The organism is Halopiger goleimassiliensis (assembly GCF_000455345.1).
GTDB lineage: Archaea > Halobacteriota > Halobacteria > Halobacteriales > Natrialbaceae > Halopiger_A > Halopiger_A goleimassiliensis.
The window spans coordinates 554,533-567,038 of the sequence record NZ_HG315691.1 but is presented as its reverse complement, the minus strand read 5'-3'; the positions used below and the strand labels follow the sequence as shown (position 1 = coordinate 567,038).

General features: G+C 68.0%; 12 protein-coding genes. 6 read left to right on the top strand and 6 right to left on the bottom strand.

Features of this window, described 5'->3' with window-relative positions; genetic code table 11:
- Positions 1 to 1,434 (bottom strand): cytochrome P450, encoded by a 1,434-nt coding sequence (locus TX79_RS17445; RefSeq protein ID WP_049928910.1) that lies wholly within the window; start codon positions 1,432 to 1,434, stop codon positions 1 to 3.
- Positions 1,435 to 1,515: 81 nt separating this feature from the next.
- Here TX79_RS17445 and TX79_RS17440 point away from each other — a divergent pair, with 81 nt between their 5' ends.
- Positions 1,516 to 2,169, top strand: coding sequence for a helix-turn-helix domain-containing protein (locus TX79_RS17440; protein WP_049928909.1), 654 nt, complete (start codon positions 1,516 to 1,518; stop codon positions 2,167 to 2,169).
- 25 nt (positions 2,170 to 2,194) lie between these two features.
- On the opposite strand, the gene TX79_RS17435 is transcribed toward TX79_RS17440, so the two are convergent.
- Together TX79_RS17435 and TX79_RS17430 are read right to left on the bottom strand one after the other, a co-directional pair.
- Positions 2,195 to 2,440 (bottom strand): ferredoxin, encoded by a 246-nt coding sequence (locus tag TX79_RS17435; protein WP_049928908.1) that lies wholly within the window; start codon positions 2,438 to 2,440, stop codon positions 2,195 to 2,197.
- A gap of 45 nt (positions 2,441 to 2,485) precedes the next feature.
- Positions 2,486 to 3,517, bottom strand: coding sequence for a lysylphosphatidylglycerol synthase transmembrane domain-containing protein (locus tag TX79_RS17430; protein ID WP_049928906.1), 1,032 nt, complete (start codon positions 3,515 to 3,517; stop codon positions 2,486 to 2,488).
- A 200-nt stretch (positions 3,518 to 3,717) separates the two neighbouring features.
- Here TX79_RS17430 and TX79_RS17425 point away from each other — a divergent pair, with 200 nt between their 5' ends.
- Together TX79_RS17425 and TX79_RS17420 are read left to right on the top strand one after the other, a co-directional pair.
- On the top strand, positions 3,718 to 4,527 hold the full coding sequence (locus TX79_RS17425; protein WP_049928905.1) for a class I SAM-dependent methyltransferase: 810 nt from the start codon (positions 3,718 to 3,720) through the stop codon (positions 4,525 to 4,527).
- A 132-nt stretch (positions 4,528 to 4,659) separates the two neighbouring features.
- Positions 4,660 to 5,868, top strand: a complete 1,209-nt coding sequence (locus TX79_RS17420) for an inorganic phosphate transporter (protein ID WP_049928904.1) — start codon at positions 4,660 to 4,662, stop codon at positions 5,866 to 5,868.
- 54 nt (positions 5,869 to 5,922) lie between these two features.
- Here TX79_RS17420 and TX79_RS17415 read toward each other — a convergent pair whose 3' ends face one another.
- The 3 genes from TX79_RS17415 to TX79_RS19770 form a co-directional block, all read right to left on the bottom strand.
- Positions 5,923 to 6,351 carry a universal stress protein gene (locus tag TX79_RS17415; RefSeq protein WP_049928903.1) on the bottom strand — a complete coding sequence of 143 codons (429 nt, stop codon included), beginning with the start codon at positions 6,349 to 6,351 and terminating at the stop codon, positions 5,923 to 5,925.
- 145 nt (positions 6,352 to 6,496) lie between these two features.
- A complete protein-coding gene (locus TX79_RS17410) occupies positions 6,497 to 6,964 on the bottom strand; it encodes an SMI1/KNR4 family protein (protein ID WP_049928901.1) in 468 nt (155 codons plus the stop codon).
- A gap of 318 nt (positions 6,965 to 7,282) precedes the next feature.
- Positions 7,283 to 7,561 (bottom strand): colicin immunity domain-containing protein, encoded by a 279-nt coding sequence (locus TX79_RS19770; protein ID WP_049928900.1) that lies wholly within the window; start codon positions 7,559 to 7,561, stop codon positions 7,283 to 7,285.
- 145 nt (positions 7,562 to 7,706) lie between these two features.
- Between TX79_RS19770 and TX79_RS17400 the strand changes: the two genes are divergently transcribed.
- From TX79_RS17400 to TX79_RS17390, 3 genes are all read left to right on the top strand, one after another.
- Positions 7,707 to 10,076 (top strand): ATP-dependent DNA helicase, encoded by a 2,370-nt coding sequence (locus TX79_RS17400; RefSeq protein ID WP_049928899.1) that lies wholly within the window; start codon positions 7,707 to 7,709, stop codon positions 10,074 to 10,076.
- On the top strand, positions 10,076 to 10,606 hold the full coding sequence (cgi121, locus tag TX79_RS17395) for a KEOPS complex subunit Cgi121 (RefSeq protein ID WP_049928898.1): 531 nt from the start codon (positions 10,076 to 10,078) through the stop codon (positions 10,604 to 10,606). The genes TX79_RS17400 and cgi121 overlap by 1 nt, the downstream gene beginning before the upstream one ends.
- 651 nt (positions 10,607 to 11,257) lie before the next feature.
- Positions 11,258 to 12,487, top strand: coding sequence for an LEA type 2 family protein (locus TX79_RS17390; RefSeq protein ID WP_049928897.1), 1,230 nt, complete (start codon positions 11,258 to 11,260; stop codon positions 12,485 to 12,487).
- Positions 12,488 to 12,506 lie beyond the last annotated feature (19 nt).

Sequence of the window (12,506 nt, the reverse complement as noted above, 5' to 3'; positions counted from 1 at the left end):
CTACTTTTCCCGTCGCGGCCGGACGCGAACCGCCGCCGGACCGGGATCGATCGTCACCCCGAGCGACGGCTCGAGCGCGTCGGCGACGGGATCGAACTCGACGCGACGAACGATCGTCGCGAGCGCGAGTTGCAGTTCGGTCATCGCAAAGCGCATCCCGAGACAGTGACGGGGGCCGCCGCCGAAGGGGAAGTAGGCGTACTCGGGTCGGTCTGAGTCGTCCTCGAGCGTCCAGCCGCCGTCCTCGGTCCCGGTTCCCGACGCCAGCCACCGCTCGGGTCGGAACGTCGCCGGCTCGTTCCACCAGCGCTCGTCGCGTTGAATCCCGTAGACAGAGAGTTGCAGGGTCGTCCCGGCCGGAACGCGATAGCCGCCCAGTACCACGTCGGACGTCGGCTCACGGTAGACGCCCGTCGCCGGCGGATAGAGCCGTAGCGCCTCCCTGACGACCGCCTCGGTGTACGCGAGGTCGCCGAGCTTTCCGACCGTCGGATCGCGGTCGCCACAGACGGCCGCGAGTTCGCGCTCGAGTTCGGCCCGCACGGCGTCGTCACCACCGAGTAGCCAGCACGCGACCGTCAGCGTCGTCGCGGTCGTCTCGTGGCCGGCGAACAGGAACGTGATGAGTTGATCCCGAACCGCCTCGGGGGCGAGCCGCGAGCCGTCGGGATACTCCGCGCGGGCGAGCAGCGAGAGGAGGTCGTCGCCCGTCGCGTCCGCCGCGCGTCGCTGCGCCACCAGATCGGCGACGAGGGTCTCGAGGTCGGCCATGGCGTCCTCGTACTCGCGTTCGACGCGATCGGGGAACCACGACGGCAGGAGCCCGCCGATCGCGAGTCGGCGAGGCGAAGCGTACCGGTTGACGGCGTTTGCGGCGCGGATAACGGTCGCGGTGCGGTCGTCCTCGAGTGGCAGGTCGAACAGCGACCGGGCGAGAACGCGAAGGGAGTATCGCGATAGCTCCTCCCGAAGCGAGATCGTCTCGCCGTCGTCCCAGCCGTCGACGAGCGTCGCCGCCTCGTCGACCATCACTTCGGCGTACGAGCGGATTCGAGCCGGCGTGAACGACGACTGCAACAGCTGGCGCTGGCGACGCCACCGCTCGCCCTCGGTGAACGCGACCCCGGACGGGGCGATGAGCTCGCCGAAATCGGTTTCGAACTCGCCCTTTCGGAACGCGTCGGCCCGGGAGACCAGCACCGACTCGACCACCTCCGGATCGAAGACGAGCGCGGACTCGGTGCCGTACGCATCGTAGGCGACCACGTCGCCGGTCTCGCGCGCCGTCTCGAGGAAGCCGAACGGGTCGCGAGCGATCGACAGCGTACTCCCGACCAGCGGGAGCCCGCCCAGTCGCGGCGGCCGCGGCGCGTTCGCGGAATCGGCCGTCGTCGATGCCTCGGCGTCGACTCGCGGTGGCTGCGTATCGGACATGATCGAACGTAGCCCCGGAACTAACGTCGTCTCTCGGGCGAAGCACTGAACTTCTTTATAACTGGCGACGAGACGAGGCGTATGCAATCGGCGGATCTGACGCTTCGCTTGCCGAAGGGGATGCGACTCCCCGTACCGACGCCGCCCGCCATCGAGTTCGAGCGCGAGGAACTGCTCTCCTGGCACGTCGATCCCGAGACCGAGCGCGTTCGGTTCCTCTCGCTGATCGTCGGCGATCGCGACGCGATCCGAGAGACGGCACTCGACCTCGAGGTCGTCCACCGGTTCGATCTCACGCCGGTCGACGAGGACACCTTCTACGCGTACGCCGTGATGGACGTCCGCGCCGCCGACGCGGCGCTGATGGGTGCGTTCGACGATCCGGGACTCGTGATCGTGCCGCCAATCGTCTACACCGGTCGCGAGACCGTTCACGTTACGGTCCTCGGGGAATCCGACGCGCTTGCCGGCCTGCTGGATCGCTTCCCCGACGGTATCGGCGTCGAGGTCGAACGCGTGAGCGACCACCAGCGGAGAGCGGAGACGCTCGCGGGACGACTCACCGCGCGACAGTTCGAGGCCCTGGCGACGGCCCGCGAGTTGGGCTACTACGACGTCCCGCGGACGGCGTCGCTGGCCGACGTGGCGGCGGCGCTCGAGTGTTCGGAGAGTGCGGCGTCGACGCTGCTCCGGACGGCCGAATCGGAACTGGTGGATGCGGCGGTGCGACGGTGAGGAGAAGGAAAACTGCCGGCGTCTGTCAGGGGATCACCTGCTCGCCGTCGTCGTCGTAGATCGTGATCGCGTCCACGGGACAGGTGCGCGCGGCGAACTTCGCGTCGAGTTCGGCGTCGTCGGGCACCTCCCGGACGAACACGCCGTCCTCGCGTTCCTCGCTGTCCTCGAGGATGGCCTTCCCCCTGGATTCGTCCTTCACGAACGCGTCCCACTCGGCCACGCACTGGAACATCCCGATACAGGTGTCCTCGTCGAACTCGACCTTCATGGGCGGGGCTTGGGCCGATCGGCGTAAATCGTTAGCGGTGGGAGCTCAGGCGCGTTTGATCACCCACAGCGCGGCGGCCCCGCCGAGGACGATCACGAACCAGTAACTCGCCAGCCGGTAGACGGTCGTGACCGCGAGCGCGTCGGTCGTCGACAGCACGGTCATGACGGGCAGGAGCGCGACGAGCGTCCCCTCGATGGCCGCCAGCCCGCCGGGCAGCGGCGTCGAGCCGGCGATGACGGAGATCGGCACGAGCACGCAGACCAGAAGCACCGAGACCGGCGTCTCGAGCGCGAGCCCGGCGAAGTACAGCGGGAGTGCAAACAGCACCCAGCCGACGTACGTGAACGCGATGGCGATCACGAGCTCCCGAGGGGAGTCCGCGATCCGCTCGAGCGCTTCGAACAGCCGGTCGATCCGCTCGGCGATCGACTCGATGGTAATCCGCTCGGTCCGGGTGGCGATCGGCTCGAGCAGCCGGAGGACGATCTCGCGGAGGCGGTAGCGGGTCCACCACGTGATCGCCATGACGAGCGGGAGGATCACCGCGACCGCGACGAGGACGACGACGAGGTTCTCGAGCGCCCCCGGGAGCCCGGCCTCGAACAGCAGGTAGCCCAGCCCGAGGCCGCCGGCGGTGAAAAACGGGAGCAATCGCAACAGATCGGCCGTCACGACGCTCGCAAGGCTCTGTTCGTAGGTGGCACCCGTGTCGCGGGAGAGGATGTACGCGACGAACGGTTCGCCCCCGGCCTGCCCCATCGGGGTGACGTAGTTCGCGAAGGCTCCCGCGAGGAAGGTTACGAACAGCCGGCGGTAGGAGACCGAGACGCCGACCGCCTCGAGGACGACGTGCCAGGTCTTCCCCCACGCGGCGAGACACAGCAGCGTCGAGACGCAGGCCGCCACGACCCACCCGAGGTGGGCCGTCCGGAGTCGCTCGAGCGTCCCCTCCCAGCCGACGGCGGCACCAAGCAGGAACAGGAGTATCACGGCGACTGCGAAGCCGAGAGCCGTCTTTCCGACGGTTCTCCGGTCCAGCCAGCCCCCGCGTACCCGTTCGTCGCTTCCGAACACTGCTGTTCGTTCGTCGTTCGAAGCGGTTGGGATAAAGCACCATCGATCGGTTGCCGACCGTCCCCAGCCTTGGACGAACGATCTACGCCAGTAGTCCCGGTGTCGGGGTCGCTCGAGCCGCTTTTCTCCGAACTGTGCTACGTGTTACACGGAACCATACTTCAATACGGCTTTTCGTCCCTGCACCCGTTTCGTGGGGTATGACGGACGCCGGACGCCGGCCGATCGAATCGCGTGAATCGTCCGATCCGCTCGGACGAGCCATGCTCGCGTTCCGCCGGGGCGATCCCGGAACCCTGCTGTACCGCGACGGACCGGAGACCGGGGACGGGCGCGTCCGCGAGCACTACTTCCAGCCGCCGGAAGCGTGGAGCGACGGCACGATCGCCGTCCTCGAGCGACTGGCCGACCGCGAGACCGTCCTCGACGTCGGCTGTGGCAGCGGCCAGTACGCCCTGTGGTTGCAGAACCGGGGCGTCGACGTGACGGCGATCGACGCGAGTCCGGGGGCCGTCCGGACGGCGACCGAACGCGGCGTCGACGACGCCCGCGTGATGGACATGTTCGACCTCGCGTTCGATCGCGACCGGTTCGACGCCGTCTGCTGTCTCGGCACGCAACTCGGCCTGGGCGGCTCCCTGGCCGGCGAGCGGGACCTCCTCGCTGCGTTCGCCCGCGTCACCGCACCGGGCGGCCTCGCGATCGTCGACAACTACGATCCGACCCGCCTCGGACCCGAGTTTTTGGGCTACCGACCGGATCCCCGCGAGGGGCTTGCGCGGCGGTGTTTCCACCTCGAGTACCGACGCGACGGCGACGCGGCCGAAATCGACGAGACGGACGGCGAGGACGCCTGGGAGATCGGCCCGACGCTGCAGTTCCTGCTGTGTTCGCCTGACAGATTGCGTGACGCAACTGTCGGGACGCCGTGGCGGGTGACGGAGGTCCACCGGGCCGAAGGCGACGCCCACTACAGGGCCGTGTTGCGTGCGCGATCGGACGGAGACTGATACGGTTTACTGTACGTCATTTCCGGCGCACCCGCAGCCCGGGTCGCGGGTGCGCCGGTACATCGTTACAGTAATCCGTACGACGCGACCGGAGGTACGCTTTTCCACGGGTTCGTTGAAGCACACGGACGGATGGTCGCCGCCTCGTTCGCCGTGCTCGTCGCGATTTCCGTGCTCACCTGTCTGCTCATGGCCTGGGTGCTCGGCGCGAACAGCAACTCGCCGCCCTTTGCCCCGGCGATCGGTGCGAACGCCATCTCGACGATGCAGGCGGCATTCGTCATCGGCCTGCTCGCGGCCGCGGGAGCGCTCATGCAGGGCGGGAGCATCTCCGAGACGGTCGGTGCGGACCTCATCGACGGCGTCACGATCACGCCGCTGGCGGCCACCGCCGGGCTGTTGACGGCCGCGGCGTTCATGGGGGTCGGCATCTACACGCGGTATCCGATCCCCGCCGCGTTCGCGACGACTGGCGCGATGATCGGCGTCGGTCTCTCGCTGGGCGGCGATCCGGCGCTCGCGACCTACCGGCGACTCGGCACGTTCTGGGCGCTGGTGCCGATCATGTCCGGCGGGCTGGCGTACACCACCGCAGTCGTCCTGCGGCGCGACGACGTCCCCGAGACCGTCGGCGTCCCGTTGCTCGCGGGCGTGGTCGGGGCCATCGTCGCCAACGTCCGCCTCGGCGTGCTCCCCGATCCGGTCGCCGACCAGGGGACGCTCGCCCGAACGCTCTCCCGGCAGGTCGGTGGCGGACCGACGCTGGTCGGGAACGCGGACCTCGGGACCGTCGTCGTGACGGTCGCCGTCGGCGCGCTCGCGTTCGCCTGGGTTCGTCGTCGCGTTCGCGTCTCCGTCGAGGGCGGCATCCGATCGTTCCTGCTCGTGCTCGGGGGGATCGTCGCGTTCTCCTCCGGCGGCTCGCAGGTCGGCCTCGCGACCGGGCCGCTCGAGAACCTCTTCCGGGTCGAACTCGGGCTGCCGGGGATCGTCCTGCTGTCGATCGGTGCGGCCGGCATCCTCGCCGGTGCGTGGATGGCCGCGCCGCGACTCCTGCAGGCGACCTCACGCGAGTACGCCCAGCTCGGCGTCCGCCGTTCGATCGCGGCGCTCGTCCCCGGGTTCGTCATCGCCCAGCTAGCCATCGCGCTCGGGATTCCGATCTCGCTGAACAACATCATTCTCTCGGGAGTCATCGGCGGCGGTCTGGCGGGCGGCTCGGCCGGCGTCTCGACGCGCAAGATCGGCGTCACGATCACCTTCTGGCTGCTGACGCTGGCCAGTTCGACGGTCGTCGGCTACGGACTCTACCGGCTGTTCGCGGCGGTCATCGGTAGCTGACCAGCGGTCTCGGTCGGTCCGGTCGCCGTTTGAACCGGGCAGTGGCGAGCCGGTTCAGTCGACGACGGTCACCGGTGCCGCGGTCCGATCGACGACCGTCGTCGCGACTCCACGGCCCAGGACGCGCCGGACGAGTCCCGACGTCCGTCGGTCGTGGCCGTACATAACGACGTGATCGACGCTTTCGTCCGCCGCGTACTGCGGGATAACGGTCCCCGGACGCCCCTCGGCGGTCTCGATCCGAACGCGGTCGGAAGCGCCGTCCACGGCGTCGACCAGTTCACTGGCGTGCTCGCGCGCCTGTGCCGTTCGCTCCGCGTCCCGTTCGAGCACACCGCCTTCGCTGAGCGGAGCGTCGAGCGGCGTCACGACGGCGAGGAGCACCACGGCCGCGTCCGAAAACGTCTCGAGAGCGTACGCGAGCGCCTCCGGATCGCCGGGACGACCGAGTGAAGGGACGAGGACGGCGTCGGGATCGGCCATGACGTGACCTACTATCGCGACGGCAATCGGTCTGTCGGCGACCTCGAGCAGGCTGTCGCTCGCGTGTGGACCCGATTCGGTTCCCGGACGGTCGAGTGCAGAGCCACTGTCTGATTATTGAGCAGTCCGTCTCGGTCAGATACAGTCAGTCGTGCGGTTCCCTTTCGTCGCTGATTTCGCTATACAGCCACTCGGAGAACGTATCGGCGACCAGTTGCGGGGTCGCGTCTTCCTGGTAGCGATACACCGGTGGATCGTCCCCTTCTTCGGTGTCGAAAACCCAGAAGGCGGACCCCTGTAGCCCACGAAAGACGAACTCGGTTTCCTCGAGCGAGGCGTCGAGATCCCACCGCTCGATGCAGTCCTCGAGGAAATCCCGCTGATACTTCGGGGCGGGGTAGGTGAACTCGCTGCCCCGAAGAAACCCGTTGGTTCGTCTCCCGATGTGACGCAGACAGGACTTGTACGCGTCGGGGAGTTCGACGTCGAATTCGGCTTCCAGCTGTGCGAGTTCCTCGTCAGTACAGCCGTCGATCTCTCGTTTCGGTCCATAGCCGTACTCGACCAGCAATTCCAGGGCGCGTTCACCGACTGCGTGTGCGTTTTCGGACATCTTCGGCCTCCTTCAGCTCCGGGTCGTCACTCGGCGTTATCTCGACGCCAGGGAACTCGGACTCGAATCGTTTGCGGAGTTCTTCACAGCCTGTCGCAGGGAGCGTCCCGTAAAGAGGAACCCCAGTCGGCCGTTCCAGGATCGTGCTCTCGAGCCACGTGATTTTTCGTCGGCCTCGAGCGGTAACTGCGATCGGGTCTGGTTGGCGGTCCGCGTTCTCCGTAGGTATCATCCTCATCTCTGCTGGCGGACGTGAGCGGCTCCGTGACCAGCAGGTACTGTCGCAACTCGCTACCCGACGATCACCGATTCCAGTCGTTACGTGGCATCCTCTAGTTGCGCTGCCGCTTCGGCCGCCGCGTCCCGTAGTTCCTCGTCGCCGATATCCCACGAGTCACGGAGCGTGGGGTCTTCACAGTACGCGTCAGCTTCGCGAAAGAGGGCCTGCAGTATTTCGAAGGTAGCTTCGGAGAGACCGGGTTCTTCGTTCTTGAATTCCTCGAGGTACGTCTCGGAGAACTCCGTCGCAGAGAGTTCCCCTTCGAGGAACGATTCTATCAGCGATTCGTACTTCTCGATAACGTCTCGTTCAGTCATTGGAGTCGCTCGTCGATAGTGATCAGGTACGTTCCTGGTCCTCGCTACGTCCGTCCCGATACGAAAACCCTCCGTCGCTCGAGGGCGGGTTCGAGGGAAGACGAGAGACGACAGTTTAAACCGCGGGACGCGCCAAGCGCGGGTAATGAACATCGAGGAGCTGTCGGGGCTCCCGCCCGGGGCGATCGAGCACTTCCGGGACGAGGGGATCGAACGACTGTACCCGCCCCAGGCCGAGGCGGTCGAGGCCGGCGCGACCGACGGCGAGAACCTGGTCGCGGCCGTCCCCACGGCGAGCGGCAAGACGATGATCGCCGCCCTCGCCATGCTGTCGGCCGTCCAGCGCGGCGGGAAGGCGCTGTACATCGTCCCGCTGCGAGCCCTGGCCAGCGAGAAGAAGGCGGAGTTCGAGGCCTACGAGGCGTTCGGCGTGACGACGGGCGTCGCGACGGGTAACTACGAGTCGACCAGCGAGTGGCTCGCCACGAAGGACATCGTTGTCGCCACCAGCGAGAAGGTCGACTCGCTGGTCCGCAACGGGGCCGACTGGCTCTCCGAACTCACGTGCGTCGTCTCCGACGAGGTCCACCTCATCGACGACGGCGAGCGCGGCCCGACGCTCGAGGTGACCCTGGCGAAACTCCGACGGCTCAACCCGACCATGCAGCAGGTCGCGCTCTCGGCGACGGTCGGCAACGCCGACGAGATCGCCGACTGGCTCGACGCCGAACTCGTCGACACCGACTGGCGACCGATCGACCTGAAGATGGGCGTCCACTACGGGAACGCGCTACACTTCGACGACGGCTCGACCCGCGAGGTCCCCGTCGAGGGCAGCGAGAAGCAGGAGGCCGCGCTCGTCCGGGACATCCTCCAGGAGGGCGGCTCCTCGCTGGTGTTCGTCAACTCCCGGCGCAACGCCGAGGCCGCGGCGAGCCGGCTGGGCCAGGTCGCGAGTCGCGAACTCACCGACGGCGAGCGCGCCGATCTGACCGACCTCGCCGCGGAGATCCGCGAGGACAGCGACACCGAGACCAGCGCGGATCTCGCCGACTGCGTCGAACGCGGCGCGGCCTTCCACCACGCCGGCCTCTCTTCCACCCAGCGCTCGCTCGTCGAGGACGCGTTCCGCGACCGCCTGCTGAAGGTGATCGCGGCGACGCCGACGCTCGCCGCCGGCGTGAACACGCCGGCCCGGCGCGTGATCGTCCGTGACTGGCGGCGGTTCGATCCCACCGCCGGTGGGATGGCTCCGCTGGACGTCCTCGAGGTCCACCAGATGATGGGTCGTGCGGGTCGCCCGGGGCTCGACCCCTACGGCGAGGCCGTGCTGCTCGCGAAGAGTCACGACGAGAAGGACGAACTGTTCGACCGCTACGTCTGGGCCGATCCCGAACCCGTCCAGTCGAAACTCGCCGCCGAACCCGCACTCCGGACCCACGTCCTCGCGACGATCGCCTCGGGCTTTGCCCGCACCCGCGAGGGCCTGCTCGAGTTCCTCGAGGCCACGCTCTATGCGAGCCAGTCCTCGGAGTCGGGCCGCCTCGAGCGCGTTACCGACGACGTGCTCGACTACCTCGAGCGCAACGACTTCATCGAGCGCTCCGGCGGCGGGGGAGGCGACGATTCGGCCGGCGACGCGTTCACCTCCGCCGCCGACCTCGCCGAGGGCGGCTCGAACGGCCCGGACGAGGACCTCGCGGCGACCAGCCTCGGTCACACCGTCTCGCGGCTCTACCTCGATCCGATGAGCGCCGCCGAAATCGTCCACGGCCTCGAGAGCGCCGACGAGCGACCGACCGCGCTCGGCCTCTACCAGCTGGTCTCGCGGACGCCGGACATGTACGAACTCTACCTGCGCTCGGGCGAGGACGAGACGTTCGGCGAGCTCTACTACGAGCGCGAGGCGGAGCTGCTGGGCGACGCGCCCAGCGAGTTCGAGGAGAACCGCTTCGAGGACTGGTTAGCGGCGCTGAAGACCGGGAAACTGCTCGAGGACTGGGCGAACGAGGACGACGAGGAGCGCATCACCGAGCGGTACAAGATCGGCCCCGGCGACCTCCGCGGGAAGGTCGACACCGCCGAGTGGCTGCTGGGCGCGGCCGAGTCGCTCGCCCGCGAGATCGACAGCGAGTGGACCGTCGCCGTCCGGGAGGCCCGCGCCCGCGTCGAACACGGCGTCGGCGAGGAACTGCTCGAACTCGTCTCGGTCGGCGGCGTCGGCCGCAAGCGCGCCCGTCGGCTCTACGAGGCCGGCATCGAGGAGCCCGCGGACCTGCGGACCGCCGACAAGGGCGTGATCCTCGGCGTCCTCAAGGGCGAGAAGACGGCCGAGACCATCCTCGAGAACGCCGGCCGCGAGGATCCCTCGATGGACGGCGTCGAACCGGTCGACCCCGACGGCACTGCGGCGACGACTGCCACCGGGAGCGAATCGGACGCCGAAACCGACCCCGCGGCTCGAGCCGACAGCGCCGACTCGGACGAGAGCCAGTCCAGCCTGGGTGATTTCTGATGGAGCTACTCGAGTGCCGACTCGCGATCGACGACCTCGACGCCTTCGTCGCCGAGTTGGGCGAGATCGGCGACCGCCACGGCGTGACGATCCAGGCCTTCGACGCCCGCTACGTCGCCGACCACGCCCACCTCGACCGGGCCGTCGAACTGGCCGACCGGGCCATCGACCGCGGCGAGAACGTCGCCCGCGACCGGGCCGTCGAGATCCTGCTGTACGCCGCCGGCCGCCGGCAGATCGATCGCGCTCTCGAGATGGGCGTCGACGAGGGCGAGACGGAGGCCGTCGTGCTGCTCGACGCCGACCCCGCGAGCGAGACCGACGGGGAGCCTGCCCAGCGAGAAGCCGCGGCGCTCGAGGCCGTCGCCGACCTCGCGGCGGTCGTCGCCGAGGAACCGACGCTGGCCTCGAGCGACGAACCCGTCCTCTGCGAGTTCTTCGACGTTACCGACGCCGAGCGGGCGGCCACCGACGCCTCGTTGGGTGCGCTCGTCCGGGAACGGGTGGCCCTGCTCGAGGTCGAGAAGTGACCGATTTGAATGACCGGCTAGTTTGAGCGATCGACTAGAGAGGTAGTATCGGACCGGAGCGTTCCGCTATCGTGGACTCGAGGAGTGGCCACGCCGCTCACGGGTCACTTGCTCACGGGTCACTGCGTTCCCCGTTCGGTCTCCGAGGGATTCGCTTCGCTCATCCCTCGCGTTCGTTCCCCGTTCGCGTTTCGAGGCGCTCACTCCGTTCGCGCCTCGTACTCCCCAGCCGATTCACTCGCTCCCGTCGTCTGCTCACGGGCACGGCGGGGCGGCTGCGCCGCCCCGACATCGCGGCGCGTAGCGCCGCGCTCTGCCCGTTCGCATGGTATGCGGGACCTCGGCCCCGCACTAGTCGCTCGTTCATCCCTCTCGCGGTTTCGCCGGCCAGCCTCACAGTCGTTCGGCTGGCCGACAGCGCGCGCCACTGCATGACGGATGGTGGCGGACGGTACGTACACTGTATGAGTGGGCCGGCGACGACGTCTCCGCAGACAACCGGGACACTTCGCGGTTCTGCGTCACCGACGAGCGGCCATCGGACCGAGCCGATATCCCCGAGGAGACCGACTCTCGAGCCGGTAGAGGCGGGTACCGTGAGTCCCGGGAAATACAACACCTATAATATCTTTGGGTTCCAGAAATCCGGACATGTTCGGAAAGGTGGCGAAGATCGGGCTGGCGCTCGTCCTCTGTAGCGGCGTCGCGATCGGCGGCCTGTTCGCGACGGGCGTCCTCGGGATTCCCGACGCCGGCCTCGCGGACAACGAGTGGGGCGAGGTCGACGACGAACGGATCGAGGTGATCACGACTGCCTGGATCGACAACCCCAATCCGGGGATCGAACTCGACGGGGTGACCGTCGACTACGACCTGGCGATGAACGACGTCGACCTCGCGGCGGGAACGGTCGAGGACGTCAGCGTCCCCTCGGGCAACTCGACGACCGAAATCCGCACCGACCTCCGCTACCAGCAGTTACCGGACTGGTGGGTCGCCCACGTGCAGAACGACGAGCTGAGCGACCTCGAGGCGGACGTGACGGCCCACGTCGCACTGGGGCCGCTCTCGGGTTCTCCGTCCTATACCCACACCGACGAGGTCGAGACCGACCTCGAGCCGATGATCGCGGAGGCGATGGGCGCGATGGAGGGTACCCACTCGCTGTCGCCGGTCGGAACGGGCGAAGGTCCGCTGGGCGAGTTCGTCGAACCGACCGTCGAGATCCGGGACACCGACGCGACGTGGGGGAACGTCACCGAGAACCGGACGGAGCTACACCTGACCTACGAGGTACACAACCCGAACGCCTACCCGCTGCCGACGCCCGCGCTGACCGGCGAACTCGAGTTCAACGACCGCTTCGTCGCCGAGTGGGACGCACACGACGTCGAACTCTTGCACGGCGGCTACGACGCCGTGATTCCGCCCCGGACGAGCCGCGAGATCACGTTCGTCGCCGACCTGGAGAACGACGACGTCGTCGATTGGTTCGCCACCCACGTCGACAACGAGGAGTTCACCGACGCCGAACTCCGCGCTCAACTCGCGATGAACGTCAACGGCGAGACGCTGACCATCCCCGACGACGAGGACGCGATCCAGTGTTCGTTCGACATGCGGACCGACATCTTCGTCGACCAGGACGCCGGCATCGACCGAACCGACTGCGACCTCGTGCCGTGGGTGACCCCCGATCGGTCCGACTTCGAGGACCTCGGTGCGACGCTCTCGCTCTCCGAGGACACCCTGCTCGGCCTCGAGGACGGCGACGACTCGAGTGACGGGACCGACGATACGAGCGATGGAATCGACGGCTCGAGCGTCGATTCGGACGAGGGCGACGATGACGACGGCGGCCTCTCCTCGGCGTCGGGTTGATCGTCCGTCGAACCCGGAC

Bases quoted from the DNA above. Each gene is read 5' to 3' on its own strand.
- TX79_RS17445 (WP_049928910.1), bottom strand. From the start codon at position 1,434: ATGTCCGATACGCAGCCACCGCGAGTCGACGCCGAGGCATCGACGACG.
- TX79_RS17440 (WP_049928909.1), top strand. From the start codon at position 1,516: ATGCAATCGGCGGATCTGACGCTTCGCTTGCCGAAGGGGATGCGACTC.
- TX79_RS17435 (WP_049928908.1), bottom strand. From the start codon at position 2,440: ATGAAGGTCGAGTTCGACGAGGACACCTGTATCGGGATGTTCCAGTGC.
- TX79_RS17425 (WP_049928905.1), top strand. From the start codon at position 3,718: ATGACGGACGCCGGACGCCGGCCGATCGAATCGCGTGAATCGTCCGAT.
- TX79_RS17420 (WP_049928904.1), top strand. From the start codon at position 4,660: ATGGTCGCCGCCTCGTTCGCCGTGCTCGTCGCGATTTCCGTGCTCACC.
- TX79_RS17415 (WP_049928903.1), bottom strand. From the start codon at position 6,351: ATGGCCGATCCCGACGCCGTCCTCGTCCCTTCACTCGGTCGTCCCGGC.
- TX79_RS17410 (WP_049928901.1), bottom strand. From the start codon at position 6,964: ATGTCCGAAAACGCACACGCAGTCGGTGAACGCGCCCTGGAATTGCTG.
- TX79_RS19770 (WP_049928900.1), bottom strand. From the start codon at position 7,561: ATGACTGAACGAGACGTTATCGAGAAGTACGAATCGCTGATAGAATCG.
- TX79_RS17400 (WP_049928899.1), top strand. From the start codon at position 7,707: ATGAACATCGAGGAGCTGTCGGGGCTCCCGCCCGGGGCGATCGAGCAC.
- cgi121 (WP_049928898.1), top strand. From the start codon at position 10,076: ATGGAGCTACTCGAGTGCCGACTCGCGATCGACGACCTCGACGCCTTC.
- TX79_RS17390 (WP_049928897.1), top strand. From the start codon at position 11,258: ATGTTCGGAAAGGTGGCGAAGATCGGGCTGGCGCTCGTCCTCTGTAGC.